Source organism: Rufibacter immobilis, from assembly GCF_003721565.1.
GTDB lineage: Bacteria > Bacteroidota > Bacteroidia > Cytophagales > Hymenobacteraceae > Nibribacter > Nibribacter immobilis.
In genome coordinates this window covers 505,605-532,118 of record NZ_RJJE01000002.1, presented here as the reverse complement: position 1 = coordinate 532,118, position 26,514 = coordinate 505,605, and the positions used below count along the sequence as shown (strand labels likewise).

The window sequence follows — 26,514 nt, the reverse complement described above, 5'->3', positions numbered from 1 at the left end:
TATGAGAACCAATATTTTATCTTACGCTTTCGTCGGACTTTTGCTGGTTTCGGCGTGTTCTGAGAAAAACAGCCCCGAAATGGAAACCCCTGCCGCCCAATCCGCCGCTGCTGCCCCAGAAAACCCGGAAGTAATTACGCTCACCGAGCAGCAGATGCAGAACACAAGAATTGAGTTGGGTGCGCCATCGCAGCAGAAACTGGGCAACACCTTGCAGCTCTCCGGGGAGATTGACGTGCCGCCCACCAGTTTGGTGAGTGTGTCAGTGCCCTACGGCGGCTTCGTGAAAACCATGAACCTGCTGCCCGGCCAGCACATCAACAAAGGTCAGGTCCTGGCCACCCTCCAGCACCAAGATTACGTGCAACTGCAACAGGATTACTTAGACACCCGCGCCCGCCTGCAACTGGCCAATCTGGAGTATGCGCGTCAGCAAGAGCTCACGCAGGAGAAGGTGAGTGCCCTCAAAAACCTGCAGCAGGTGAAGACTGAGCGCGAAGTGCTGCAGAACAGCCTGGCCGCGTTGCGAGAGAAACTGCTCATGATTAACATCAACCCGGCACGCCTGCAAAACGGGAAAATCAGCCGCACCATCAACATCGTCTCGCCCATCAACGGCTTTGTGAAGAACACCCTGGTGAACGTGGGCAAGATGGTGAGTTCTACTGATGTGCTGTTTGAACTGGTGAACACCGATGACCTGCACCTCAAGCTCAACGCCTTCGAGAAAGACGTGCCTTACTTGAGCCCTGGCCAGCGCCTCACCTACACCCTGCCCAATGACGCCACTCCTCGCTCCGCGGAAATCATCTTGGTAGGCCACAGCGTGGAAGGCGACAAAACGGTACCCGTGCACGCACACTTAGCCCACGCAGACGAGCACAAGCTGCTCCCCGGCATGTACGTCACCGCCACCGTACCCACCAAAGAGCGCTCCGTCACCGCCCTGCCCGAAAGCGCCGTGGTGCAGTTTCAAGGGGTTTCGTACATCTATGCAAGCTCTGGCAACCGTGCTTTTAGACGGGTAGCAGTGCAGACCGGGCTGAAAGGAAATGGCTACGTGGAAGTGCAACTCCCCGCAGAACTGCAGAACTCCAGGCGTATTGCCGTGAAAGGTGCGCATAACCTGCTGGCCATGCAGGAGAACAAGGAGGAGGAAGAGTAATCTTAGGTAGTTCTGAGTCTTGAGTCAGTTTTGGCTAGTTTTGGGAATAAAGAGGCGCTAAACGGATGAACCCACCCCTACCCCTCCGAGGAGGGGAATATCTGGAATGCGTGGAGAATTTGCTGTTCGCCCATTCCTCTGCGATGCGTGTTCTCCCATGTCAATATCCCCTTTCAAAGGGGAGTAATAGCTAGAGTGTGATCACCGCCATAGTCACGGGTGTAGCTTTCATGTTCTATCCATGTCAAGGGAAAAGGCTTCTACTAGCATGAAATTCCGTTTCTATGCAACAAGACTCCCCTCCTGGGAGGGGTAGGGGTGGGTTCAACTACTTCTCTAGCGGCAATACCACCCACTCAAAAGACCTCGTAGTGTGCGTAGCTCCTACGAGCGTCTGCGCCAGCTGCCTTTTGTCCTAACAACCGCACAGAACTCTACCCATAAAACCCTCTGCGTTTAGAGGCTGTTTTTCAGAAAACAGCCTCTAAACGCAGAGGGTTTTGCTTTCACTACCGCTACAAACTCAACTTCCGGAGCTTATCGGCTTTCCAGGCGGTGAAGGAAACGATGAGGATGGTCATCGTGCCGCCGAACACCACTGAGGGCACCACGCCCAGCAGTTTGGCGGCCAGACCAGATTCAAAGGAACCGATCTCGTTGCTGGAGCCCACAAAGATGTTGTTCACGCTGGAGACGCGGCCTTTCATGTATTCTGGCGTAAGCGTATGGATCAACGTAGAGCGGATGATCACCGATACGCTGTCCAGCACGCCGCTCAGGAGCAGCAGGGCAAACGACAGCCAGAAAAGCTGCGACAGCCCGAACCCAATGATACAGGCCCCAAACCCCGCTACAGCCCACAGCATCTTCTTCCCAGCGTTAAAGGTAATCGGCCGGTAGGCCATAAACACCGCCATAGTCACCGAGCCAATGGCTGGGGCCGACCGCAGTAAGCCCAAGCCCTGCGGCCCTATTTGGAGAATATCTGACGCAAAAATGGGCAGCAAGGCCACGGCTCCGCCGAAGAGCACGGCAAACATATCCAGGGCCAGCGCACTCAAAATAATCTGGTTCCCGAACACGAACTTGAGCCCCGTCTGCAAACTTTCTTTGATGTTGAGTTTAGGGCCATTGCTCAGCGGCAGCGGCCTACCCGCTATAAAACCGTAGAGCACCAACGCCAGCAACACCAGCGCGGCATCAACGCTGAACGCCGCTGAAACCCCACCGAAGGCGTACACCAATCCGCCAATGGCCGGGCCCGCCACCGAGGCCGCCTGCCACGTGGAACTGCTCCAGGTGATGGCGTTGGCGTAGAACTTTTTGTCTGGCAAGAGCTGCGGCATGAACGAAAACGTGGCCGGCCCCATGAACCCACGCGCCAGACCGCTCAGGAAAATCACAGAGTAAATGGGCGTGGTGCCGAACTGGTGCAGCACCTGCCCCACATCTAAGGTATAGAACAACAGCGACAGAGAGCAGAAAAGCAGCACGCTCAGCACCGTCATGATGATGCGCTTACGCGGAACAATATCGGCCACGTGGCCAGCATAGAGCGCCACCGTGATAGACGGAATAGCCTCCACCAACCCAATCAAGCCCAGCGCCAGCGGATCTTTGGTGAGGTCATAGATCTGCCACCCCACCACCACCGCCTGGATTTGCATGGCCAAAGTGATACAGAAACGGGCCGAGATATAAAGCCGGAACTCAGGAATACGGAGAACAGCGTAAGGGTCATGCCGTTCTTCCGGAATTGGGGGTGTTGTTGCCACAAGTGATGCTTAAAGACCGTAAAGTTATTGTATTCTTCTAGGATAATGAGTTATTCTAAAGAAGCAGCGAACGAATAGTATCTATATAGTTGTTACCTATATAGATACTGCCTCATAAAGTATTTACGGCAGCTTTCGCTTGCCTTCCCAGAATTTTGTAAGTTTACCTCGTAAAATAGCTTATTTATGTCTCCTTTATTTTTAGATGCCATTGCGCTCACATACCGTCCAGACCTGGATGTGCTGTTTTTGCGTTGGCCCCAACCGGTATATGCACTCACTACGAGGGAAGTATACCAACAGGTGTTGGAACTGGCCCGGGAGACAAGCGCTCGCTACTGGTTGTTTGACGTCCGGAGCCGGGGTCCACTCTCGGGGGAAGACGCACAGTGGGTCATGGAGTCATTTTACAGTGCGTTGCACGGTCAGTTACCCCACATCACCCATGTGGCCTACCTGGTTACCCCTGCCCACACCGAAGACCTACAAACCACAAAAGTAATTGAGGAGATGCGGCTCCAGCCTTGGTATGGCCAGGGAGCCGATTTTGAAGTGTTCACGTCTGAAATTGACGCTCTGCATTGGCTCAAGACATGCCAGCTAAAGGAAGTCGCCCAATAACATTTTCCTCAGAAAGAGATACCTCAAAGAAGGCTTGGCAGCGTAGTTCTGCCAAGCCTTCTTGCGTTTAGAGGCTATTTTTCTGAAAACAAGGCAAAACTGACCAATATCATTTCTTTATGGGGCACCCGTGGTTAACCTTGCAGTGTTAAAGAAAAAAGGAGCAGGAAGGATTTTAGATATACTATGGAGCAGGAGAGAAGAACAGACATCGCCACGGAAGAAGATATCCGCACACTGGTAGACACGTTCTACGGGCACGTAAACCAAGACGATCTTTTAAGACCTATTTTCAATGAGGTTGCGCACGTTGACTGGGAGCACCACTTGCCCAACATGTATGCCTTCTGGAGCTCAGTGCTGTTTGGGTCCATGGCGTATAAAGGCCAGCCGTTCCCCAAACACCTTGCCCTGCCCATAGAACGCACCCATTTCACCCGCTGGATTGCCCTGTTTATTCAGACGGTAGAGGATTTATTTGCCGGGCCCATGGCCGAACAAGCTAAGCAGAAAGCAACCAGCATTGCCAACATATTCCAGATGAAAATGGGTTTATGGGCAGTTCCCGTGGTGAAACCATAAGTGCGTTTAGGGGCTCTTTTTCTAAAAAGAGCCCCTAAACGGTAAAAAAGCAGCAGATGATCCCAAGACCTGCTGCTGCTTTTTTTGTTGGATATATTGCCAGGCGGTTCACCTGGCTTGCGAAGCCGGGGCACCACTCTCAAAGAGAAAGAAAAAAGAAGCGGGCGGTTTTGCACTCCAACAACACCTTCTCGTCACCCGCCACGCTTCCTTATTTCAGAATATTACAATTTAAACTACCGCCGTTCATGCCTTTATCAGTGGCTTACCTTCATCTGGTTTGCCTTTTCGGCTTTGAGCAGCGCCAGCATCTGCTTCGCAGGCACGTAAGCCTCACGTTTCACCTGAATCAGCATCCGTTTCTTCGCGAACTTCCGATAACCTACAATGCCAATCCCGAGGCCTAACGGGATTAGAATAGCGGCCAACCACATAGAAGCCGTAGTATTAAAGAACTGATGCAGGGAAACTCCCGCAATAATCAGCGACAGAGACGTTCGCAGATAAGCCAGAAACGTTCTCTCGTTCGCAAAGGAAGTACGTTCAAAAGCCAGGGCATCTTTAATTTCTGCATTGGCTTTCTCCTGCACTTTCAGGTCTTTCCTCACCTCTTCCCTCAGCTCAGGGTTCATGTAAAATTCATATCCCATACACTGGTTTATACGGACCTCATCAACCCAAGGATTAGCCATAAATTAAATTATTCAAAGAACCTGCTTATATCTTTCAAATCGTTCGTTTCTCCAGATACAGGGTGAGGAGCTTTAACATAGCCCTTTAAATAGAGATTACCGTATATAGAGCATCTAATAGAAGTATGACTATGAAAAGAACCCTGCTTTATACCTGTATTCTTCTCTTCGCCGCCACGCTGCTCCCAGACCACGTTCTGGCCCAGCAAACCCAGGATTCTGTACGCCACACAGCCAACCTCAAAGACAACACTATTTTCTGGCGGGAAGGCAAATTGGTGCATCATAAAGGAGGCAATGTGTCTGAGCTACGGGAACCCGTGCAATACAGCAACGGCACGGTGGTATCACCCAACGGGCAGGTACGCCTGGCGAATGGCAAGACATACACCCTTAAGCAGAAGAACGCCGTGAGCCCGCAGGGGCAAATTGTCTTGGCCGCCGATGATATTTTCACCCACACTACCATTGTTGACCATGAGAAGCAGGTAGTAGGCGACACTGAAACGCGCATAAACGTAATAGACGGCCAGATAGTCTCTGCGGGCAACCAGAAACAGACGTACACCTACAGCCTAGCGCAGGACAGGAAGATTAAGCTGCTGGAGCAGTTAGTTAAACTGATGGAGCAACGCACGGCTCTGCTGGAAGCCAACCTCACCCCTGCCGAACGCCGCAGCATTGAAGCCCATCACAGTGGGTTAGACAAGCAGCTCTCCATCATAAACCAGCAGTTACAGGCACTTCCCGGCGCCTCTCAATAAGCACCTTCTAAGTCTGTGTCCTTTTGAAACCACCATTCCCAAGCATTTCTGCCCCTATCAAGATCAAGCGCCCCTGGGGCAGACTCCGCGATGTATTACTTATTGGCTTCGGGATCTGTTCCGCCGGACTTGGCCTGAAAGGCTTTCTTATTCCCAACCATTTTATTGATGGCGGCGTGACGGGCCTGTCTATGCTCATGTCCAAGAGCGCTGGTATACCGCTCCCGTTCCTCATTCTGCTCATTAACACGCCGTTTTTCATTGCCGGCTATAAATTAGTGGGCCATTCCTTCGCCTTTAAGAGTTTTCTGGCCGTCACAGGCCTGGCCGTTGTCTTACTCACGCTGGAAGTACCCATTCTCACCGATGACAAGCTGCTCACGGCAGTCTTCGGCGGGTTCTTCCTGGGTGCGGGCATTGGGCTTTCCATTAGAGGCGGCAGCGTGCTGGACGGCACAGAGATTCTGGCCCTGCTAGTGAGCAAACGCACCAGCCTCACCATTGGCGATGTGATCCTGATCATCAACCTGATCCTCTTTCTGGGAGCGGCATTTGTCCTGGGCCTAGAGCCTGCCATGTACTCCGTGCTCACCTACCTCACCGCCTCTAAAACTGTGGACTTTCTTATCCATGGCATTGAGGAATATACGGGCGTCACCATTGTTTCCATTCACAGCGCCACCATCAGGGAAGCGATCTTGAACCAACTGGGCCGGGCGGTCACCATCTACAAAGGCCAGCGGGGCTTCTCCGGCGATGAGGTAGACATCCTCTACTGCGTAGTCACCCGCTTGGAGGTGCAGCGGCTCAAAACGCTTATCTCAGAACTAGATCCATCGGCGTTCCTCATCATGCACAGCATCAATGACACCTCCGGCGGCATGATCAAGAAACGTCCTTTGTCACACTAACGCCTATTCATGAGGCTTTCCCCTCAGACTCCAGTAAATTTGCTTACATCTTCAGCAAAAATTCCCCTCCTCTCCCCAAGGCAAAACCCTAAGCACTATTAGAGTTGGTCCAATTTTTGCTTTTATGTGGGGTTTGCCTTTTTTTAGCGTTTAGGGGCCGTTTTTCTGGAAATGAGCAAAAACTGAAAAAAAGTTTTTGAGTTTATTTTAACCCGTTGCATTTGGATGTCTTATTCTCTATATTTGATAAACGCTCAAAACCTATCTATTTAACCAAACCTCACAATATGGCATAAACCTCTACGTTACTTTAATTGTAGATTTAGATGAATACAGTACAGCTAAATGATTCGGCGTTAGTGACGTCGTATATCGCTGGTAACGAGAGTGCGTTTGAGGAATTGGTGACCCGCCACAAAAGCAAGGTATACACCACTATTCTGCTTATAGTAAAAGATACTTACACGGCCGAAGACCTGTTGCAGGAAACGTTTGTGAAAGCTATCCATACCATGAAGAGCGGTCGTTACAACGAAGAAGGAAAATTTTCATCCTGGATCTGCCGTATCGCCCATAACCTGGCTATTGACTACTTCCGAAGGGAGAAACGAAGCCCCATGATTACTTTGGAAGACGGCAGCAATGTGTTTAACACCTTGAGCTTCTCTGAGGAATCAGTGGAATCTGTGAGGATCAAAGAGGAAACCCATGCCCGTCTGCGGGAACTGATTCAACAGTTGCCGGCCGCGCAGAAAGAGGTGCTCATCATGCGCCACTACGCTGACATGAGTTTTCAGGAGATAGCAGAGGCTACCGGAGTTAGCATTAACACGGCTTTGGGCAGAATGAGATACGCATTAATTAACCTGCGGAAAAAAATGTCCAATGATAAAGCAGCCTATGATCAAAACCTTTACGCAACATGATCTAGTACAGTACCTTTACAACGAACTGCCCAAAAAGCGGCGCCTGGCCCTGGAAGAAGCCTTGATGGTAGACCAGGAGCTGGCCGAATGCTGTGCCGATTTGCTCCTCACCCAGCTCAGCTTGGAGAAAGCGCTCACCCAACCAAGTGACCGGGTCACCAACGCTATCATTAGTTACTCCAAAACCGTAAGTTTGCATCCGTAAAGGATGCAAACTTTTTTTATGCGCAAACCAGAGCGTTACCGTCACTTAATTTCGTACTTCACCCAGAACTTTCCGGAGGCCGAGACGGAGCTGGATTACCGTAACCCGTATGAACTGCTGGTGGCGGTGGTGCTGAGCGCCCAGTGTACAGACAAGCGGGTGAACCTGGTCACGCCCGCTCTGTTTGAAGCATTCCCAACGCCTGAAGTACTGGCCACGGCTACCGCCGAAGATATTTTCCCTTACATCAAAAGCATTTCTTACCCTAACAACAAAGCCAAGCATTTGGCCGGCTTAGGCAAAATGCTCACAGAGCGCTTCAGTGGCGAAGTGCCGTCCTCCATAGAAGACCTGCAACTGCTGCCCGGCGTAGGCCGCAAAACCTCTAATGTGATTGCCTCAGTGATCTTCAACATGCCGGCCATGGCCGTAGACACGCACGTGTTCAGGGTTTCTAAGCGGTTGGGGTTGGTAAGCGCCAAGGCCAAAACGCCGCTGGAGGTGGAGAAAGAACTGCTTAAACACATTCCGGTAGACCTGGTGCCCAAAGCGCACCACTGGCTTATTCTGCACGGCCGTTACATCTGCCTGGCCCGCACCCCGCAATGCGAACGCTGCCCCCTCACCCACTTCTGCGCTTACTATCAGAAGAACTGGCCTAATAAACCAGATGATCCGCAGAACAAACTGGGATAACACATCACATTCGGCCTCTAAGACTACAGCTTGAGTTGAGTTTGAGCGTTTGATAGATGGGCCATGCAAACTGCTAGACATCGATACCTGATCCATTCGGCTTTGCCTGCACTAAAACAGCTATGCCTAGGAATTGAAGCAACTTATAAGTATCTAGTTCTTTTTTATACCAATATCTTATACAAAGCTTTTACTTACCCCAAGCATGAAGAAATTAATTACGCTCTTACTGTTGATCATCACCTTTGCGGGCACAGTGAAAGCGCAGGAAACCTTCACGGCAGAAACATCTATAGGCGTAAGAGCCGGCGCTAATTTCTCTACGTTCAGTTTTGAGCCTACCATTGAGCAGAAGATGATGGTGGGCTACACCGGCGGGATAGCGCTAAAGCATTTCGCCCATCCCAAACTGGGATTTCAGATGGAGCTGAACTTAGTGCAGAGAGGCTGGACTGAAGAACTGAGCGCAGACACCTCCTCCTACACCAGAACGTTGAATTACCTGGAGCTGCCCTTTATGACCCAAGCTGCTTTTGGAAGTGACAAGACAAAATTCCTGATCAACCTAGGACCTAACGTTTCTTATCTGCTGTCTGAGAAGAAAACCGCCCAGCCCGATCTGGAGGATAAGGACCTTGGCTACTACCGTGAGAAGATTGAATATCCTGTTATGGTTGGCTTGAGTGTTGGCTTGGGCATGCTGAAAAATACCCCATTGGGTAATTTCCAGGTGGAAGCTAGGTTCACCCAAAACCTAACCAACGCCTTCAAGAGCGAACAAACTAATGCCGCCTCTAGAAACCAAAGCTTGGCTGTAACGGCAAGCTATTTCCTTCCGCTCAAAAGAAAAGAGAAAACCACCGCTGAATAAAACCCTGCTTATCTGGGCCAGCTGTTAGGTGCAGCTCTATTGCTCTATCTGATAGTTGGTCTATTTGATGGCAAGCGCATCTATTTGGGCATTATAGGAGCACGTCTTGAAAGCGGCCAGACTCTGTCATCAGGATAAAATTCTCTCCCTAATCACCTGTTCAAATATCTTTTCTAGAGCGGTCACCATCTGCAGACGGTCAAATTGTTCCCGTGCCACGCGTTGGGCATTCTGCCGCATTACGTCCATTTCTTGTTCTTGCCTGAGCCGTAGTTTCAAGGAAGAAGCCAATATTTCTGCCTCTCCGGCCGGAACGTACCACCCACAGCCCTGCGCTTCAACCAAATTTTTCGTCCAACCCGGATTGGTGACCACCACCGGAGTACCCACCGCTAAACTGTCAAATAATTTACCTGGCGAGTTGGCTTGCAGTACCGGCAGGTCAATAAAAGACACCACCGAGACCGCCGCTAAAGCGAACAAATGGAAGATTTCATGGCGGGGCAGCGGCGGAAGCAATCTGATGTTCTTTTGCCGCTGGGCGGCTTCCTCCAGCAAAGGGGCATCATACCCCTGCCCGGTAAACACAAAGCAGATCTGGGATTGATCTTGCAGCAATGCCGCCGCTTTTACCAGCATAGGAATATCATTGGCCCTGCCGTAGGTACCCGCGTACAGCACCACCTGTTTGCCTTGCAGCCCTAGTTTCTCCCGCAGCGCCTCCTGCTCCGCAACCGGAGCGGCAAGCGGAATTTCGGTGCCGTTTACCAGAGTAGTGATTTTACTGGCAGGAACTCCTTTATCCAGTATATACCGTTCCATGTCTGTTGAAAGCGGAATGATGTGCGCCGCCTGCCTGTACAGTGAACCTTCCAGCTTGTACAACTGCCGCTGGGCCAGCTTGGAGGGCACCGCTCCCATCTGGATGGGGAACGAAGGCCACAGGTCCTGCACTTCAAACACCCAAGGCACCTTCCTGAAGCTGGCCACTTTGCCCGCCGCCCAGGCCGTAGTGAGCGGCGTAGAAACACCCCAGATCACATCGGGCTTGGGCATGCGCAGGCCTCTCAGCAACGACTGCGCAGCAAAGGCCCCGAACGCCTGCAAACGCTGCACCACGCCCATTTTATTGGAATAAGGCGCATTGATGGAGATCAAATCCACACCCGAGGGCACCCAATCGTACAGATGTGTGATTCGTTTGCTTTCCCAGGCGTTGGAGGTAAGGAGGGTAATCTGGTGCCGTTTCGCCAGTTCCCCCATAAACGTATAGTGCCGGCACGTGGCGGGGCAGTCTGGGTTATGGTGGTACTGGTGAAACAGGGCAATGTGCATAGGAGCAAAAGCAGAAGGAGTGCGTTTAGCGGCTCTTTTTATGAAATCGGGCCCAAAACAGAAACAGCAAAGGCTGGGGCAACCAAAGGAGCCGCCCAAGTCTTGGCTTGCGTTTAGGGGCTGTTTCTGGAAAATCGGCCCCTAAACGCAAAGAAGTTAATTCTTCTGGGGTTTGTATTTAGACCGATCCAGAATTTTGCGGGCGTCTTTCTCTTCCATGAGTTGTTGCAGCGTCACGTTGGGGTTGTTCTCCATGTAGCTGCGCACAATCTGCCAGCCTACCCACGTGGCAATACGGCCGGGGCAACGAGCGCTGATCTCCGGCACGTTGGGGCGTTCCCCCACGTACTTGCGGGTAATGAATTGGCTGGTCTCATACAGGAGCCCTTTCTCCACCAGGTGCGCCCAGATCTTGCCTTCGTTGTATTTCACGTCGGCCAATTCCTGGCCTGAGTACCAAATAATGAGCGAGTCTGGGGTGCAGGGCATGACCTGCTGGGCAAAGTAGTACGACTTGCCGTAGTCAATCATCTCGTCCAGCATGTCTTTGTTCACGAAATCTGTCTTGTTGAATTTGTTAGACACCAGTAGCATCACCGAAGGGGCTAGGTTCTGTTTCTCGTAGCGCCTGAGAATGTACTCCGGAGCCTGCGGCCGAAAGGCAGCGTTTTTCCCGATGAAGTAATCCAGCCCCAGCACCACCAAACTGTCGCTCACCAGCAGGTCACGGCTAAGCCCCGAGATGAACGACTGCACCTTGGGCACATAGAAATTAGGGTAATAATACTTCACGTACTTAAAGGCGTTCTCCAGTTCCTGCTCTACAGGCGCCATGTCTTTGAAGGTTTCATCGCTTTGGCGCACCAGTTTGTGGATGCTGGTATCTGCTGCCAGGCGCAGCAGGTTCTGTGCCATCACCTCCTCAGACGGGTAGTGGTCACGCAGCAGGAAACGGTCGCGCAACAGAGGCTCCTGCGCCAGGAACGCCTGCATCTCTGGCACAGTTTTTATCTTGAAGAAGCGCTCTTCCAAACGGTCAACTTTTATCTCCACCGGAATTTTGGATACTTCACTTGGGATTTCGCACGTTTGTTTTTTGGAGCAGCCGGTAAACAGCAATACCGCCAACAGCAGCAATAGATAGCCTCGCATTTTTTTCTTCCTTTAACTTTAGGCAAATTTACTTAACAATACGCAATACCACTTACTTATGAAAATGATCCGCTTAACTCCGTTGGTTTTGGTTCTGGCCGCTCTCCTTTCTTATGCGCAACAGGCCGCTGCCCAGATAGAGATAGGGGTGAAAGTGTCGCCGTCTGTGAACTTCAGCCGCACCTTCGCCAAAGACCAGTATAACTTCAAAAGCGAGGGCGCCGGCGCCGGGATAGGCATTGGCATCATTGGCGACTATTTCTTCGGGGCGAATTATGCGTTCAGCTCTGGCCTTATCTACAACTCCAAAGGTGGCAAGATCTCTTATGATTACAATCCCTATGTTGCGGCAGACCCAAACGACCCTGCCATTCCGGCGCCCATTAAAGGAAAAGATGACATCAATTTGCAGTACCTGGAAATACCGCTTACGCTGAAGCTTTTCACCAATGAGCTTTCTGCGGGCACCAGGTTATATTTCCAGGGCGGTCTGTCTTTGAACACGCTGCTGGCCAGCAAAGTAAATGACAAGAAAATAGACAACAACACCGGCGACCGCTACAACAAGCGGTTCAACACCTTTGAGATTGGGGCCATCTTGAGCGCCGGTATTGAGTGGCCGTTAGGGCAAAGCACCAAGTTCATGGGCGGCCTTACCTACCACCGTGGCCTCACAGACGTAGACAACGGCCACTATTCCGGCATTCTGGGAGACAAGAAGATTGAATTCAAGAACAATACCATCGCCCTTGACTTCGGGCTTAAGTTTTAGCCTTTGCGTTTAGGGGCTGTTTTTCAAAAAACAGCCCCTAAACGTCAAACAGATAAGTAAATAGAAAGCCCCGGTGCGTGCACCGGGGCTTTTTTATGTGTCAGGAATAGAAGTTCTATTCTGTCTCTACAGCACGATCTTGGAGGCTGTTTACTTCTGAGTAAGCTGATTTAAGCTCGATTTCGTCGCCATGTTCATCCATCACCTTGAAATCAGTGAGGGCTAAGGCCGTATCTTTCACCACGTTCACCCACTTAAAGTGTTTCAGGAACCACTTCCGCTGTTTGGAAATGAAGCCTTTGGTGTAGTACGCGTGTAAGAACGGATGCACGTACAGGGTAATGTTTTTCTGATTCTGGCGGGTGAGCAGGTCTTCAATGGTCTGATCTATCTCATCGGTTACCAGAATACTGGCGGATATCTTGCCGCTGCCTTGACAGGTAGGGCATACCTCGCCGGTGACAATATTTTGCTCAGGCCGTACGCGCTGGCGGGTAATCTGCATGAGGCCGAACTTGGAAATGGGCAGTACCGTGTATTTGGAACGGTCTTTCTTCATCTCTTCCTTCACCACATCCTGTACTTTCTGCCGGTTCTCGGCCGATTTCATGTCAATGAAATCCACTACAATGATTCCGCCCAGGTCCCGGAGGCGCAACTGACGCGCTACCTCTTTTGCCGCGGTAAGATTCACATTAAGAGCGGTGGCTTCCTGGTCTGTCTCAGAGTTGGATTTGTTCCCGCTGTTCACATCTACCACGTGCAGGGCCTCTGTGTGTTCAATCACCAGATATCCGCCGCCCGGGATGCTCACTGTCTTCCCGAACAGGGATTTCAGCTGCTTTTCAATGTTAAAGTGTTCAAAGGTCTTTACCTTGCCCGTGTAATGCTTCAGAATCTTCAGCTTGTCTGGGGCTATGGTTTCAATGTAAGTTTTTATCTCATTGTGCAGCTTTTCATCGTCTACCACAATGCTGTCAAAACTTTCATTCAAAATGTCTCTCAACATGGAGGAGGAGCGGCCTAGCTCCCCGATCACTTTGTCGCGCTCCTTAGCGGTGCGTAACGCAGCTATGCCTTCTTCCCAGGTGGTCAACATGGTGCGGAGGTCTTTGTCTAGTTCCGCCACTTCGCGGCCTTCTGCCACGGTACGAATGATTACCCCAAAGTTCTCCGGCTTAATGGAGGTGATGAGGCGTTTTAGACGCGTACGCTCCTCTTTGCTCACTATTTTCTTAGACACACTCACGGTGTTAGAAAACGGCACGAGCACCAGGTAACGGCCTGCCAGGGAAATCTCACAAGAAAGCCGGGGCCCTTTTGTGGAGATTGGCTCTTTTACAATCTGAACCAAGACCTGCTGTCCTTTTTTGAGGACATCGGCCATTTTGCCCAGTTTGTCTATTTCGGGTTCAAACTTGATCTGGTTAAGCTTGGCAGAAGTGTTCTTCTGGGTCTGCACCGTTTTCACGTACTTGTTCAGAGTCTTGATGTTCTCTCCCAAGTCATGGTAGTGCAGGAAAGCGTCTTTGGTATAGCCAATGTCTATGAACGCAGCGTTCAAGCCCGGCATTACTTTTTTAACGGTTCCCAGAAAAATATCTCCAACGCTGTAGTTGGTATCATTTCTATCAAAGTGATACTCTACTAATCGCTTATCCTGAAGAAGGGCTATTCGTTCTCCATCTTGAGTAGAATTAATAATTAATTCGTTACTCAATGTCTTACTAGCTTAGATGAAAGAATATACCAAAGCCCATCATCACCTCTGCGGCAATGTGGGCTTAAAGAAATTAAGGGGTTACCTTATTTTTTCTTATGTCTATTCTTACGCAGACGCTTCTTTCTTTTGTGCGTAGCAATCTTATGTCTCTTTCTTTTTTTACCGCAAGGCATAGTCTTGATGTTTTATGTGTGAAAAATATTTTAACTCTCTCTTACTTGGCGCTGTTGATTTTCTGCAGATAACTGTCTACTGAGGCAAGTACCTCTGGGTCTTTGCTTAGTTCTTTTACCCGCAGAAAAGCTTTCTGCGCCTCTTGTTTCTTACCTGTTTCTGCTAACGATACCCCCAAGTAAAAAGTGCCATCTATATGGCTGGGGTTAACAGCCAACAGTTCCTGGAACCTGCCCACCGCCTTGTCATACTGGTTAGACTGCATAGACAAAACACCCAGGTTGAACAAGGCTTTCTGGTTTTTAGGATCTGCCGAGATCACTTCCCGCAACAGGGTAATCCCCTGCATTGGCGTTTCGCTGGCAATATACGTCATAGCCAGGTTTGTCTTGGCATCCAGATTGGCCGGATTGTTTTTCAGAACCTGCGCATACAGGTTCTGGGCCTTCTTTCCTAGCAGCTGAGACCGCTCCTGCGTTGCGGCAAAAGTAAATGCCTCAAAATACTGATCTGCCGCTCTCTGGAAGGTTTTCTCGCCGGGCCGTACCGCCGCCACCTGCTCGTAGAAATACCCCGCACTGTCATGTTTGGCAATGGCGGTGTATTTCTGAGCCAGTTCCTCGGCCACTTTGCTTTTAGCCTGTCCGCTGGCTTCACGGTTAAACTTAGCCCGCAGCTCTGCAATCTCCTTCAACTGAGCCGGAGTGGCGGTCATGTGGGCCTCTCCCGCTCCGGCCGCAGGGGCCGGAGTTTCTGTTGCATGGTCTTCATGCCCCTCATGGTTAGGGTCATGGTCTGGTGCAGCACTGCTGGCGGTTCCGTTGGCCGCAAACTCGCCTTTGCTGTCTTTGTTGATAATCACCTTCGGCAATAAGGCCATGAGTACAGCCAGCACTACGGCAGAAAGAATGAGGGCTATCCTACCTTTAGACATAGTATATATTTCCGAAAATGAGTATGGTACAAAGATTTAAGGCCACAAAAGTACAAAAAAACTAAGAAACGACTGCTTCTTTGATTTTCTTGCTGTTTTTGATTTTGGCTACAAACGTTTTAGAAGGCTTGAAAGAAGGGATGAAGTGCTCATCAATGATGATGGAAGTGTTCTTAGAGATGTTACGGGCAACTTTCTTTGCACGTTTCTTATTTACAAAGCTCCCAAAGCCACGCACATAAATGTTATTACCATCGGCCATTGAGTCTTTTACCACTTTGAAGAATGCTTCAACGGTAGCCGCAACATCAGACTTTTCAATCCCTGTCTTATCTGCAATCTCTGATATAACTTCTGCTTTAGTCACTTGTTTAAACGATTTAAGTAATTGGGTGAAGATGAATATGTTTGTACAAACGTTTGCCGTAGGCTCTACGACAACCCGAAATCGGGGCACAAAGGTAACCGGCCTTTTCGGAAAGTAAAACTATTTGTTTAAAAATCTGTTAGGTTACAGCCCGCGTAAACGCAGCTAACCAATATGTTAAAGCCCTTACATGGCATCTGAAACTCCTTCTTCTTTTTCAAATATTCTTATTGACTGGTATGGGCGCCACCGCCGGCCGCTGCCCTGGCGCGACACCACAGACCCCTACGCCATCTGGCTTTCAGAGATAATTCTACAGCAAACCCGTGTGCGGCAGGGACTTCCCTACTACCTCCGGTTTCTGGAGCAGTACCCCACCGTGTTTGATTTAGCAAACGCACCCGAAGACGAGGTATTGCGTCTCTGGCAAGGATTAGGCTATTACTCCCGCGCCCGCAACCTCCATTTCACAGCCAAACAGGTAGTAGAACAATTCAATGGGGAGTTCCCTAGCACCTACCGTGAACTCTTGCTATTAAAGGGAATTGGCAGCTACACCGCGGCCGCTATTGCCTCTTTTGCCTACAAAGAGCCGGTGGCAGTGCTGGATGGCAACGTGTACCGGGTGCTGGCGCGCGTATTTGGCAAACACGAGAACATTGCCGCCCCTGCCAGCAAGAAGGTATTTGAAGAACTGGCGAATACATTGATTCCGGCAACCGAACCAGACACCTACAACCAGGCTATTATGGAGTTTGGGGCTATCCAATGTACTCCTGTAGCACCAGACTGCCTGTTCTGCCCTTTGCAGCGCACGTGCTTTGCGTTCCAGAACGGGTTGGTGAACGTGTTGCCTGTTAAGGAGAAAGCCAAAAGCAGCCGACAGCGCTTCTTTCAGTATTTAGTGTTGCAGCACCAAGGCAAAATTTACCTGAGAAAGCGCCCCGGCAACGACATCTGGCAAAGTCTCTACGATTTCTTCTCGCTGGAGACCGATACCCTGCACCCCAGCCCAGAAGCTTTGCAACTTGAGGCAGCAGAAACGTTAGGCATCCCGCCTATTCCATTCAGTTCCACGGGCAAGGTATACAAACATATCCTGAGCCATCAGAGAATTTCTGCCCAATTTTATCTGATTTCGCTTCCTTTTCGTTTAAGGGAAGAAAAAGAAGAATCTATTGGGTTACGGCTATATTCAGTTGAGGAAATAGAAGCATTGCCCAAGCCTATTTTGATTCACTCGTTTTTAAATGAGCACTTTTTTTAGTAAATTTATAAGCTAAATCTATCTTTGAACCCCCTGATTTCAATCTATGGCAAGCATCAATAAAGTTATTCTAATTGGCAACCTGGGCAAAGACCCGGAAGTACGTCATTTAGAAGGCGGTGTGGCAGTAGCCCGCTTCCCACTGGCTACTTCTGAAACGTTCAAAGACAAAAACGGAGACCGGCAGGAACGTACTGAGTGGCACAACATTGTGGTATGGCGCGGCCTGGCAGAGGTAGCGGAGAAATACGTAAAGAAAGGCCAGTCTGTCTACATTGAAGGCCGCATCCGGACGAACAGCTACCAAGACAAAGACGGCATCCAGCGCTACAGCACGGAGATTGTGGCAGATAACATGACCATGTTGGGTGGTCGGTCTGAAGGCGGAAGCGCGCAGGGCAGCGGCAACTACGGCAATGAACCTTCTTCTGCCAATACGGGTAGTAGCAATGGCACCAGCCAGAACAAAAGTGGAGGTTCCAGACCTGCCACCTTTGAAGAAGAGCCAGATGATCTGCCCTTCTAATCTATTGTTGAACCAAACTTCGCATTTTGGAAAGTTTACCGGCATTAGGGGAGCCCTCCAGTTGGGGCTCTCTTTTATACAACTCCTCTTCCATTCTTTCTACCGCAGATTGGGTTCTTCCGTCTGCTCTCTTCGGGCTGCTCTTCTGTGGCTTGCTGGCGACTACAGCCGCCTTGGCAGCATTTCAACAGTTCCATCACACGACTAGCCATCACCTAGACCAAGATCAAGAAATCGCCTTCTCTCCTCTGCACAGCAACCCTGAGAGAATGCTTCTGGCAGGCGTATTTCTAACCTCTACCCTACATGTGCTCCTGGGGGTTTGCAGCTATTGGCTGCTCTCTACCCTGTTTCCTCCTGTCCTGGAACGCCCGTGGCTGGCAGCAGGCGGCAGCGTGTTACTCATTGCCTTAGCATTGGCAGCCCTGCGGTTGCTGTTAGCAGGCTGGGGGCAACGCTTGCAACTAAATTCCACTACCCCGGTGCTAGTTCCTGTTTTGAAAAGTGTATATCTCTTGGGCGCTCCGTTCGCGGCGGCCATATTGCCCTTGCAAGCTTTAGTGGGGCGGACCCGCGTAGCCTTTGGGGCACCTTCTCCCACCCAAGACCTTGCCCTCTCCCTAGACCAGGCACCGGCGGCGCCCGCTTCTCCGCAGGAAAAAGGCTTGCTCAAGGCCATCGTGAACTTCAGCTCCATCACGGTAAAGCAGATCATGCGCTCCAGGGTAGATGTGATCGCCTTCCACAGACGCACCCCTTTCCCGGCGCTGCTTAAACAGGTGCACCAATGGGGCTACTCCCGTATTCCGGTGTACACCCATGGCTTAGATAAGATTGACGGTATCCTGTACGTGAAAGACTTGCTCCCTTACTTGAACGCCCCGGCAGATTTTGTGTGGCAAAACCTTATCAGAACTCCTTACTTTGTACCCGAAACCCAGAAAATTGACGAGTTGCTGCGTGAGTTTCAGGAGCGGCGCGTGCACATGGCCATTGTAGTGAACGAGTACGGTGACACTACCGGCCTGCTCACGCTGGAAGACGTGATTGAAGAGATTGTGGGAGAGATCCATGATGAACTGGACGAGGAGGAAGACCACTACTACACCCAGATAGATGAACATACCTTCCTGTTTGAGGGACGCACCTCATTGCATGACTTCTGTAAAATAGTAGACCCTCCCGCAGATTTGCTGGCCCCCATCCGCGCCGAAGTGGAGTCGGTGGCGGGGCTTATGTTGCGCCTCTTCTCCCGCATTCCGCACACCGGCGAAGAAACGCAGCTGGGGCCCTACCTTTTCCGCATAGAGGCGGCAGACAGTAAAAAGATTAAAAAAATACGGGTGCAGGAGATTGTACCCCATCCGCAGAATGAAAAAGAATAACCTGTTGTATTTGCTCACCGCCCTGTGCGGCATCTTCACCTTAACTGGCTGCGCCGAAGAATATACGCCCAAGCCCAAAGGCTATAACCGTATTGACTTACCGGTAGCCCAATACCAGCCTTTGCAGGAGTTGCACCCGTATACTTTTGAGCATTCTGTCTACGCCAAAATCCTGAAAGATTCTTCCCGCATTGCGGAGCCCCACTGGATAGACATTTACTACCCTCGGTTCAAAGCCAATATTCAGCTTACGTACAAGAACTTCAACCAGGACCCTAAGAAATTCAATGAGCTGGTGGAGGATGCCCGCAAGCTCACCGGCCGGCACCAGATCAAGGCCTACGCCATTGAGGAAAGCCAGATCAAGACGCCAACCGGCATTACCGCCAGCGTGTTTGAGCTGGAGGGCGAGGTGCCCAGCCAGTTCCAGTTTTACCTCACAGACAGCACCAAACACTTCTTCCGGGGGGCGCTATATTTCAGAACCGCCACCGCCAATGACTCCCTGGCGCCGGTAATTGAGTACCTGAAAAAAGACGTGGTGCATTTACTCAACACGTTACACTGGACGGAGCAGGTAAAGTAAATTGCGTTTAGAGGCTCTTTTTCTGAAATCAGGCCAAAAACGGGAACAGTATAATCTTTTCCGCCACTAGTGTTTTCCTGCTTTTAAGTTTTTTATCCATCTTGGGGTTCTATTCTCACGCTCTAGCACCACATGTTAGTCCAGAACCCTAAGAAAGCAGCTCTCAAGCAACCCAAAAGATTTGCGCAACTCCTGAAGAAAACCGTGAAATGGGGTGCTTTGGCTGTAGTGGCCTATGGTGTACTTACCACTTTGTTTTTGGGGCAGAGTTTCATGGACGAGAAGAGCGGCGTTTACCGCTTCCACTGGTCTGGGGTAGATGCCTTGTTCAATGGCGAGGAATTCGGATTTGCCAGGAACAAAGTGGTGCCTACCCAGCTAGACGGCGTAGACGGCCCTTATATTTTCGGGGAACAGCAATTTTACGTCTCTCCTCAGAATGAACTGAAGAAAGCGGCATTCAATCCCAACCAACCGGTTACGGTGCGGGCAGCTAACCCAGACAGAGACTCGTTTCAGGTATTCATCAAAAAGCCTTACCTCCCGGGACCAGACACCTATCCTTTGCCGGACCGCCTACTGGCTATCTCAGACATTGAGGGAAACTTTGATGCCTTCTATAGCTTCCTGATCAGTAACGGAGTCATGGACCAGCACTACAACTGGACCTTCGGCCGGGGCCACCTGGTCCTGAACGGAGACATGGTAGACCGTGGGAGCAACGAAACCCAGGTACTTTGGCTTATCTACCACCTGGAGGCCGAAGCCGCCCAGCACGGGGGCAAGGTGCACTATATCCTGGGCAACCATGAGATCATGAAACTCTACGGCGACCACTCCTACGCCGATTATAAGTACCACGAGGTAGCCAAACAGATCAGCGGAGCATCCCGCTGGGATTCCGCGGCCCAATTTTTATACTCGCCTGCCTCAGAACTGGGCCAGTGGCTGAGAGCCAAGAACATTGCAGAACGAATAGGGCCTTACCTCTTTGTGCACGCGGGCCTTACGCCCAAACACATACAGGCCCGGCTACAGCTCGCTGACCTGAACCAGATAGCCAGAAACCACTACGGCACTCCTTACCAGAAAGGAACCGGCAGCCCTAAAGAAAAACTGGTACTTGGTTCCTATGACAGCCCATATTGGGACCGGAGCCTCTCCCTGGGCCTGCTCTATAAAACAGTTTTCCTGTTCAATGATCCCCTGAACGCCAACCTGCACAAAACCACCCAACAGGAACTGGAACAGACGCTGGCTTTCTACGGAGCCTCCAAAATAGTGATAGGGCATTCTGTGGTAGAAGACGTTACGCTGGACTATGAAGACAAAGTCATTAAGATTGATGTGAAACACGGCACCGGGAAGAAAACAGGCCGTACCAAAGGTCTTCTGGTGCGCCAACGGCAAGAATTCAAGACCGATGATCTGGGAGAGCCCGTGCTTCTGTAAATACCTTTTCCTTTTCCTGTTTAGCGGCTCTTTTTTCAAAATCAGGCCAAAAACAACTTAGGCCCAGAAAGGTTATGGGAGTAGGCTCCGCCCGAAGCGTGGCCTGCCAACGCCATGCACACCCTGCTCAAGACCTTCCTGAAAAACAGAACCCAACTGACTGAGGATTCCATAGAGTTCATCTGCTCGCATTTCACCCTACGCAAAACCAGACGGAACCAGATTCTGCTGCACTACGGAGAGACTTGCCAGCACTACTACTTTGTGAACAAAGGCTGTCTGCGGCTCTACACCATCAACAAAGACGGGCTGGAAACTTCCCGGTTTTTCGCGTTTGAAGGAGGCTTCGGGACGGCGCTGCCAAGCTTCATTGAGCACAGCCCCGCCTTTGAGTACCTGCAAACCATTGAGGCATCAGAACTTCTGCAAATTTCCAGAGCCGACTTCTATACACTGGTAGACACCATTCCGCAGTTCGGGCTCATTTACCGGCAGATACTGGAACTGGGTTTTATCACCGCCCAGAAAAGAATCTATGGTTTTCAGGGGTTTGACGCGCTGGAGAAGATACGCTGGGTGATTCAGCACCAACCAGATTTCCTGCGGCGGGTTTCCAACAAGATGGCGGCCTCCTACCTGGGCCTCTCCCCCTCCACGCTCAGCCGTTTAAAAGCTAAACTCTGAAAACGTTGCCCCAGGTCAATGCTTTTGGCGGTGGCCTCCGGTAATTTTGCAGAAAGAACAAACCCATGAAAAAGATATTCCTGAGTCTCTTATTAAGCGTATGCTGTGCAATGGCGCATGGCCAAACGCAAACCCACCAGTTATCCAGTCACATTCTGGACATTTCCACCGGCAAACCCGCCCCCGGCGTTACCGTAAAGCTGGAAAAGCAGGACGAGCAGCGCAAAACCTGGTCTTTGGTAGACACCAAAGTGACCGATGAGAACGGCCGCATCAAAGATTTCCTGCCGTATCCGCAGGCGGGCAAAGGCATCTATAGGCTCACGTTTCTGGTAGACGCTTATTTTAAGGCGCAGCGGCAAGAGAGCTTCTACCCGTTTGTTGAGGTGGTTTTCCAGATCAGGGACAAGGACCATTACCACGTGCCCATCACGCTCTCGCCCTACGGATACAGCACCTACCGGGGTAACTGAGGCACAAACCCATTACTGGTACCAGCCAAAGGCGTTTAGCGGCTCTTTTTCTGAAAAAAGGCCCAAAACAGAATACCACCAGGAATTGGTTGGCCTGCCATCTTTTGCGTAATTTTACAGGGCGGCTTCGCGGCTGTTTTCGGGCAGATTCTGGAAAAACAGCCGCTAAACACGAAGCTTCTTCCACCACGTGTCATCAGGCTTTTTCCATACCAAAATAGAGTTTCTCAAGGGCGTTGGGCCGCAGCGGGCTACCCTGCTGCAGACTGAGCTGGGCATCTTCACCTACGGCGATCTCATCCAACACTACCCCTTCCGGTACATGGACCGCACTCAGTTCCACCAGGTTGCGGAACTCACCGAGGACATGCAGTACGTGCAGATCAAAGGCCGCATCCTGGAGAAGAATCTCTTGGGCGAAGGCCGGAAACAGCGCCTCTCGGCCATTATTCGGGATGCCTCCGGCGAGATGGAACTGGTCTGGTTCAAAGGCGTGAAGTTCATGACCACCCAGCTGAAGGTGAACCATGAGTACATCGCCTTCGGGAAGCCCAGCCTGTTTAACGGCAAGTTCAACATGGCGCACCCTGAGCTGGAGGAAACCTCAGAGATAAAGCAGGAACAAACGTTTTTGCAGCCAGTTTACCACACCACAGAGAAGCTCAAGAACCACCGCGTAGAGAGCAAGACCATTGGCCGTATGCTGTATGAGCTCCTCAAACAGGCCCCCACGCACCTCTCTGAAACCCTCACGCCCGAGTTGGTGGACCGGTACCGCATGGTGTCCAAACGGGAGGCCATGCTGCAGATCCACTTCCCCAAGAACTGGGACACACTGGCGGCTGCCCGCTTCCGGCTGAAGTTTGAGGAACTGTTCTACACCCAGCTCAAGCTGTTGCGCACCGCCACCAAACGCAAAGCCGAACTGGCCGGTCAGATTTTCAGCAAGACCCCCACGCTCACTGAGTTCTATAAAAACCACCTGCCCTTTGACCTCACCAATGCCCAAAAGCGCGTGGTGCGCGAAATCTACCAGGATGTGACGAGCGGCAAGCAGATGAACCGTTTGCTACAGGGCGATGTGGGCAGCGGCAAAACCATTGTAGCCTTCGTGACCATGCTCCTGGCCACCGACAACGGCGCCCAAGCCTGCATCATGGCCCCCACAGAAATCCTCGCCGACCAACATTATCAGGGCCTGAAACAGTACGCCGATAAATTGGGCATTGTACTGGGTAAACTCACCGGTTCCACCAAGAAAGCTGAGCGCCGGGTGCTGCACGAGCAGCTGCGCAGCGGCGAGATGCAGATGATTGTAGGCACGCACGCGCTTTTAGAAGACGAAGTACAGTTCCAGAACCTGGGTTTGTGTATAGTAGACGAGCAGCACCGTTTTGGTGTGGCCCAGCGCTCTAAACTCTGGCAGAAGAACCCACGCATCATTCCGCATGTGCTGGTCATGACGGCCACGCCTATCCCCCGCACACTGGCCATGACGTTGTATGGCGACCTGGAAGTCTCAGTAATTGACGAGCTACCCGCCGGCCGAAAAGAAATTATCACGGTGCACCGCTATGACGCCAACCGCCTGCGGGTGTTCGGGTTTATCAAGGAGCAACTTAAACTGGGTAGGCAGGCGTATATTGTGTATCCGCTTATTGAGGAATCTGAGGGCTTGGAGTACAAAGACCTGATGGACGGCTACGAGAGCGTGACCCGCGCTTTCCCAGAGTACCGCGTGAGCATGGTACACGGCAAAATGAAGCCGCAGGACAAAGACTTTGAGATGCAGCGCTTCCTGAAGCATGAAACCCATATTATGGTAGCCACTACCGTGATTGAGGTGGGTGTGAATGTGCCCAATGCCAGCGTAATGGTGATTGAGAATGCTGAGCGGTTTGGGTTGGCGCAGCTGCACCAGTTGCGGGGCCGTGTGGGCCGGGGCGCAGACCAGAGCTACTGTGTCTTAATGACGGGGTATAAACTCAGCAAAGAGGGGAAAACGCGCATTGAAACCATGGTACGCACCAACAACGGCTTTGAGATCGCTGACATTGACCTGAAGCTGCGCGGACCTGGCGATTTAATGGGCACCCAACAAAGCGGCGTACTGGATCTTTTAATTGCTGATCTGGCCAAGGATGCCAAGATCCTGAAGGAGAGCCGGGCGGCGGCACTTGAGATCATAGAAAAAGACCCGGACTTAAGTCTTCCGGAGCATACCAACTTGTTGCGGCACATCCGGTCGCTGAGCCATAACACCGTGAACTGGAGCCGGATCAGCTAGACCTGAGTCTGAGTCTTTGCTTAAAAAGAGGGAGGATTAATTGAAGGCGTATGTAAAAGTTTTTTCCGAATCTTCTTTTTTAGTGGTTGGTGTTGTACTGTTATTTGTCTGTTTTGTTACCGGAGTAGCTTCTTGAGCGTTTAGAGAATAGGTCTCGCTTGTTTTAATCTCTCCTTTCTTCCCTACTTCATTGCTTGGTTCGTCTTTCATAAACTTTCCTACCAAGATCATTCCCACCAAAACAAACATCTTAAAAATAAATTTCATAAGCTACTAATTAATTGTGTTTCATTAAGTTATAAAACAAAATACGGACTTTAACTCTTCTTTATGATTAACGAGAAACTATGTTTCTGTTAAATAATCATAAACTGCTTTACTTGGCGTTCTCCTTTCAGAGTCTTATCACTATTCCGATAAGCCTAAGAATGTACGGGCATATAGGCCCTGGGTTAGCCTTCTGTCAAGAAATAGTTTTCCACACAGCAAAAGCGAGTAATCACATATTCCAATGTTAAATAGGTAAAGGATATATTCAATTTTGGCTATTTCAAAATCGGTCGCAAAGTTAAGTAATTAATTTCACAATTCTTTTATCACTAGCTAATTACATCTGCATTGCACTTTTCCTCTGCTACCCAGAAAAATATAAAATGTGGCTCTACTGGCTGTTAACCGGTATATTTGCAGAAATAATTTGACAGGTTTTATGCGTTTCAATTCCCCATTCTTTTTTTATCTCCTGCTGGCAGGTTTGCTTCTGCAAATGAACCCCACTCAGGCGCAACGGATCAAGTCTGCCGCGTTTACCTATGTTCCTGAATCTTCTGGCGACCAGTACAACCAGCGTATTCCTAAGAAGGCGTTCACCGTCAGCCCCACAGATTTCGTTATCCTGAGCAGAAAGTCAGACAACACCTATGCCGTTGAACGCTATGGAGCCGATCTGAAAGCGGCGTGGTCTACCCCGGTGAAGTTGTTTGGGCAGGAAACTGTAGAGGCATTCTCCCAGAACAAGGAGACCGCTTTGCTCATTACCCACAGAGTACAGGCAGACCAGGGAAGCCAGGCCCTCTACGGCCGGTTGTTTGACGTTAGTACGGGGAAAGAGCTGAAGCAAACCAAACTACTGGAGGCTCCCAGCCGCAGCAGACGACTTGCGGTAGCCACCTCGGCAGATGGTTCTAAGCTGGTAACCTATCACTCCATCACCCAAAATGAGGAACTGCGGTCTATCAGAGCCGCTGTGTATGATGCTTCCTTGGCTAAAATCAAAGACAGATCCTATGATCTTGCCGGGGCTGGCCCCCAGGTGAGCGCCCAGGTACAGATTGACAACCACGGCAACCAATTCGTGAGCGTTCTCACCAGCAACTCCATGCGCCTGAGCGTGCGCCGCTACAATAACCGCGACAATGAAATCAAGGTGATGGAAGTGATGCTGGGCGGCGTGTTTGACAGCACCAAAGTGTACGTGATGGACACGCATTTCAAACTGCACCAAGACAGCAGCCTGTACGCGGCCGTGCTGGTGGCCGAGGAGAAGACCGGTGACTACTACAGCCTTAAAATGGTTCGGTTTGATTATGCCGCCGGCAAAATGCGGTTTGCGGATGAATTCAGGTTCACGCCCGATTTCATGGCGCAAGTAACTAAATCCACTAACGCCAAACGCCTGGAGGACATTTATCTCTCAGACATCCTGATCAGCAATGAAGGGCAAACCTTGGTCATTACTGAAAAGAAATACACAGACGGCGGCGAGAACAGCGACTACCATGCCAAGGAACTTCTGCTGTTTGCCTATGATGAGTATCTGCACCCCACCTGGAACTCAGTGATCCTCAAAAACCAGTTGGCGCCTGCCTCAGAAGGATTCGCCGGGATTTCCTACAGTGCTCACTTAGTAGGCAACCGCCTGCAATTGCTCACCCTGGAAACCCTCAAAGGCAAAACTGATCTCTACACCCGCTCCATCCACTTGCTTACGGGTGCCTCAGAAGCCCCTAAAGCCGTGGGCTTGAACGTGGCCAATGACAAACAGGTAGCCTTTGTAAAAGACTTCACCACTTGGCTGGACGAGCGTACCATCACCGCTGTGAACAGACCATCCAAGGCATCGGCAGGGCTACGGTTGAGCCGGATTACCTTCAAGAACTAAATTGCGTTTAGGGGCTGTTTTTGAAAAA

27 protein-coding genes are annotated in these 26,514 nt (G+C 50.7%); 19 read left to right on the top strand and 8 right to left on the bottom strand.

Going from position 1 to position 26,514, the window contains the following annotated elements; genetic code table 11:
- Window position 1 precedes the first annotated feature (1 nt).
- Window positions 2-1,165, top strand: coding sequence for an efflux RND transporter periplasmic adaptor subunit (locus EFA69_RS04755; RefSeq protein WP_123131929.1), 1,164 nt, complete (start codon window positions 2-4; stop codon window positions 1,163-1,165).
- 515 nt (window positions 1,166-1,680) lie between these two features.
- Here EFA69_RS04755 and EFA69_RS04750 read toward each other — a convergent pair.
- A complete protein-coding gene (locus tag EFA69_RS04750) occupies window positions 1,681-2,940 on the bottom strand; it encodes an MFS transporter (RefSeq protein ID WP_245964496.1) in 1,260 nt (419 codons plus the stop codon).
- A gap of 186 nt (window positions 2,941-3,126) precedes the next feature.
- On the opposite strand from EFA69_RS04750, the gene EFA69_RS04745 reads away from it, so the two are divergent.
- Together EFA69_RS04745 and EFA69_RS04740 are read left to right on the top strand one after the other, a co-directional pair.
- A complete protein-coding gene (locus tag EFA69_RS04745) occupies window positions 3,127-3,561 on the top strand; it encodes a hypothetical protein (protein ID WP_123131928.1) in 435 nt (144 codons plus the stop codon).
- Window positions 3,562-3,747: 186 nt separating this feature from the next.
- Window positions 3,748-4,143, top strand: coding sequence for a group III truncated hemoglobin (locus EFA69_RS04740; RefSeq protein WP_123131927.1), 396 nt, complete (start codon window positions 3,748-3,750; stop codon window positions 4,141-4,143).
- A gap of 257 nt (window positions 4,144-4,400) precedes the next feature.
- Here the strand turns inward: EFA69_RS04740 and EFA69_RS04735 are convergent, their stop codons facing one another.
- On the bottom strand, window positions 4,401-4,793 hold the full coding sequence (locus EFA69_RS04735; RefSeq protein WP_221175668.1) for a YidH family protein: 393 nt from the start codon (window positions 4,791-4,793) through the stop codon (window positions 4,401-4,403).
- Between the two features lie 173 nt (window positions 4,794-4,966).
- Between EFA69_RS04735 and EFA69_RS04730 the strand changes: the two genes are divergently transcribed.
- The 6 genes from EFA69_RS04730 to EFA69_RS04705 all read left to right on the top strand — a co-directional run bounded on the left by EFA69_RS04730 (window position 4,967) and on the right by EFA69_RS04705 (window position 9,208).
- Window positions 4,967-5,599 (top strand): DUF6799 domain-containing protein, encoded by a 633-nt coding sequence (locus EFA69_RS04730; RefSeq protein WP_123131926.1) that lies wholly within the window; start codon window positions 4,967-4,969, stop codon window positions 5,597-5,599.
- 23 nt (window positions 5,600-5,622) lie between these two features.
- Window positions 5,623-6,510, top strand: a complete 888-nt coding sequence (locus EFA69_RS04725) for a YitT family protein (protein ID WP_245964495.1) — start codon at window positions 5,623-5,625, stop codon at window positions 6,508-6,510.
- Window positions 6,511-6,836: 326 nt separating this feature from the next.
- Window positions 6,837-7,436 (top strand): RNA polymerase sigma factor, encoded by a 600-nt coding sequence (locus tag EFA69_RS04720; protein WP_123131925.1) that lies wholly within the window; start codon window positions 6,837-6,839, stop codon window positions 7,434-7,436.
- Window positions 7,411-7,641 carry a hypothetical protein gene (locus EFA69_RS04715; protein ID WP_123131924.1) on the top strand — a complete coding sequence of 77 codons (231 nt, stop codon included), beginning with the start codon at window positions 7,411-7,413 and terminating at the stop codon, window positions 7,639-7,641. Before EFA69_RS04720 ends, EFA69_RS04715 begins: the two co-directional genes overlap by 26 nt.
- Before the next feature lie 18 nt (window positions 7,642-7,659).
- Window positions 7,660-8,337, top strand: a complete 678-nt coding sequence (gene nth, locus EFA69_RS04710) for an endonuclease III (protein WP_123131923.1) — start codon at window positions 7,660-7,662, stop codon at window positions 8,335-8,337.
- Between the two features lie 205 nt (window positions 8,338-8,542).
- A complete protein-coding gene (locus tag EFA69_RS04705) occupies window positions 8,543-9,208 on the top strand; it encodes a porin family protein (RefSeq protein ID WP_123131922.1) in 666 nt (221 codons plus the stop codon).
- Between the two features lie 129 nt (window positions 9,209-9,337).
- On the opposite strand, the gene EFA69_RS04700 is transcribed toward EFA69_RS04705, so the two are convergent.
- Both EFA69_RS04700 and gldB read right to left on the bottom strand, forming a co-directional pair.
- Window positions 9,338-10,543 (bottom strand): glycosyltransferase family 4 protein, encoded by a 1,206-nt coding sequence (locus tag EFA69_RS04700; RefSeq protein WP_123131921.1) that lies wholly within the window; start codon window positions 10,541-10,543, stop codon window positions 9,338-9,340.
- A 156-nt stretch (window positions 10,544-10,699) separates the two neighbouring features.
- Complete coding sequence (gene gldB / locus EFA69_RS04695; RefSeq protein WP_245964494.1) at window positions 10,700-11,695, bottom strand: gliding motility lipoprotein GldB; 996 nt, start codon at window positions 11,693-11,695, stop codon at window positions 10,700-10,702.
- A gap of 58 nt (window positions 11,696-11,753) precedes the next feature.
- Between gldB and EFA69_RS04690 the strand changes: the two genes are divergently transcribed.
- Window positions 11,754-12,467: a porin family protein gene (locus EFA69_RS04690; RefSeq protein WP_123131920.1), complete on the top strand. Its 714-nt coding sequence runs from the start codon at window positions 11,754-11,756 to the stop codon at window positions 12,465-12,467.
- A gap of 115 nt (window positions 12,468-12,582) precedes the next feature.
- Here the strand turns inward: EFA69_RS04690 and EFA69_RS04685 are convergent, their stop codons facing one another.
- From EFA69_RS04685 to EFA69_RS04675, 3 genes are all read right to left on the bottom strand, one after another.
- The gene (locus EFA69_RS04685; protein ID WP_123131919.1) at window positions 12,583-14,187 is read right to left on the bottom strand and encodes an Rne/Rng family ribonuclease; all 1,605 of its coding nucleotides are present in this window, start codon (window positions 14,185-14,187) and stop codon (window positions 12,583-12,585) included.
- 217 nt (window positions 14,188-14,404) lie between these two features.
- Complete coding sequence (locus EFA69_RS04680) at window positions 14,405-15,298, bottom strand: tetratricopeptide repeat protein (protein WP_123131918.1); 894 nt, start codon at window positions 15,296-15,298, stop codon at window positions 14,405-14,407.
- Between the two features lie 61 nt (window positions 15,299-15,359).
- Window positions 15,360-15,665, bottom strand: coding sequence for an HU family DNA-binding protein (locus tag EFA69_RS04675; protein ID WP_048922421.1), 306 nt, complete (start codon window positions 15,663-15,665; stop codon window positions 15,360-15,362).
- A gap of 190 nt (window positions 15,666-15,855) precedes the next feature.
- Here EFA69_RS04675 and mutY point away from each other — a divergent pair, with 190 nt between their 5' ends.
- The 8 genes from mutY to recG all read left to right on the top strand — a co-directional run bounded on the left by mutY (window position 15,856) and on the right by recG (window position 24,325).
- Window positions 15,856-16,932 carry an A/G-specific adenine glycosylase gene (mutY, locus tag EFA69_RS04670; protein WP_123131917.1) on the top strand — a complete coding sequence of 359 codons (1,077 nt, stop codon included), beginning with the start codon at window positions 15,856-15,858 and terminating at the stop codon, window positions 16,930-16,932.
- 46 nt (window positions 16,933-16,978) lie between these two features.
- Window positions 16,979-17,458, top strand: coding sequence for a single-stranded DNA-binding protein (locus EFA69_RS04665; RefSeq protein ID WP_123131916.1), 480 nt, complete (start codon window positions 16,979-16,981; stop codon window positions 17,456-17,458).
- Between the two features lie 269 nt (window positions 17,459-17,727).
- Complete coding sequence (locus tag EFA69_RS04660; RefSeq protein ID WP_123131915.1) at window positions 17,728-18,843, top strand: transporter associated domain-containing protein; 1,116 nt, start codon at window positions 17,728-17,730, stop codon at window positions 18,841-18,843.
- Window positions 18,830-19,429 (top strand): gliding motility lipoprotein GldD, encoded by a 600-nt coding sequence (gene gldD / locus EFA69_RS04655; protein WP_123131914.1) that lies wholly within the window; start codon window positions 18,830-18,832, stop codon window positions 19,427-19,429. The genes EFA69_RS04660 and gldD overlap by 14 nt, the downstream gene beginning before the upstream one ends.
- Before the next feature lie 132 nt (window positions 19,430-19,561).
- Window positions 19,562-20,881 carry a metallophosphoesterase gene (locus EFA69_RS04650; protein ID WP_123131913.1) on the top strand — a complete coding sequence of 440 codons (1,320 nt, stop codon included), beginning with the start codon at window positions 19,562-19,564 and terminating at the stop codon, window positions 20,879-20,881.
- A gap of 114 nt (window positions 20,882-20,995) precedes the next feature.
- Window positions 20,996-21,565, top strand: coding sequence for a Crp/Fnr family transcriptional regulator (locus EFA69_RS04645; RefSeq protein WP_123131912.1), 570 nt, complete (start codon window positions 20,996-20,998; stop codon window positions 21,563-21,565).
- A 65-nt stretch (window positions 21,566-21,630) separates the two neighbouring features.
- Window positions 21,631-22,038 carry a hydroxyisourate hydrolase gene (gene uraH / locus EFA69_RS04640; RefSeq protein ID WP_123131911.1) on the top strand — a complete coding sequence of 136 codons (408 nt, stop codon included), beginning with the start codon at window positions 21,631-21,633 and terminating at the stop codon, window positions 22,036-22,038.
- Window positions 22,039-22,228: 190 nt separating this feature from the next.
- Window positions 22,229-24,325 (top strand): ATP-dependent DNA helicase RecG, encoded by a 2,097-nt coding sequence (recG, locus tag EFA69_RS04635; protein WP_123131910.1) that lies wholly within the window; start codon window positions 22,229-22,231, stop codon window positions 24,323-24,325.
- Between the two features lie 36 nt (window positions 24,326-24,361).
- Here recG and EFA69_RS04630 read toward each other — a convergent pair whose 3' ends face one another.
- Window positions 24,362-24,592, bottom strand: coding sequence for a hypothetical protein (locus EFA69_RS04630; protein WP_123131909.1), 231 nt, complete (start codon window positions 24,590-24,592; stop codon window positions 24,362-24,364).
- A gap of 499 nt (window positions 24,593-25,091) precedes the next feature.
- On the opposite strand from EFA69_RS04630, the gene EFA69_RS04625 reads away from it, so the two are divergent.
- Window positions 25,092-26,486 carry a hypothetical protein gene (locus EFA69_RS04625; protein ID WP_148041264.1) on the top strand — a complete coding sequence of 465 codons (1,395 nt, stop codon included), beginning with the start codon at window positions 25,092-25,094 and terminating at the stop codon, window positions 26,484-26,486.
- The last annotated feature ends 28 nt before the right edge of the window (window positions 26,487-26,514 follow it).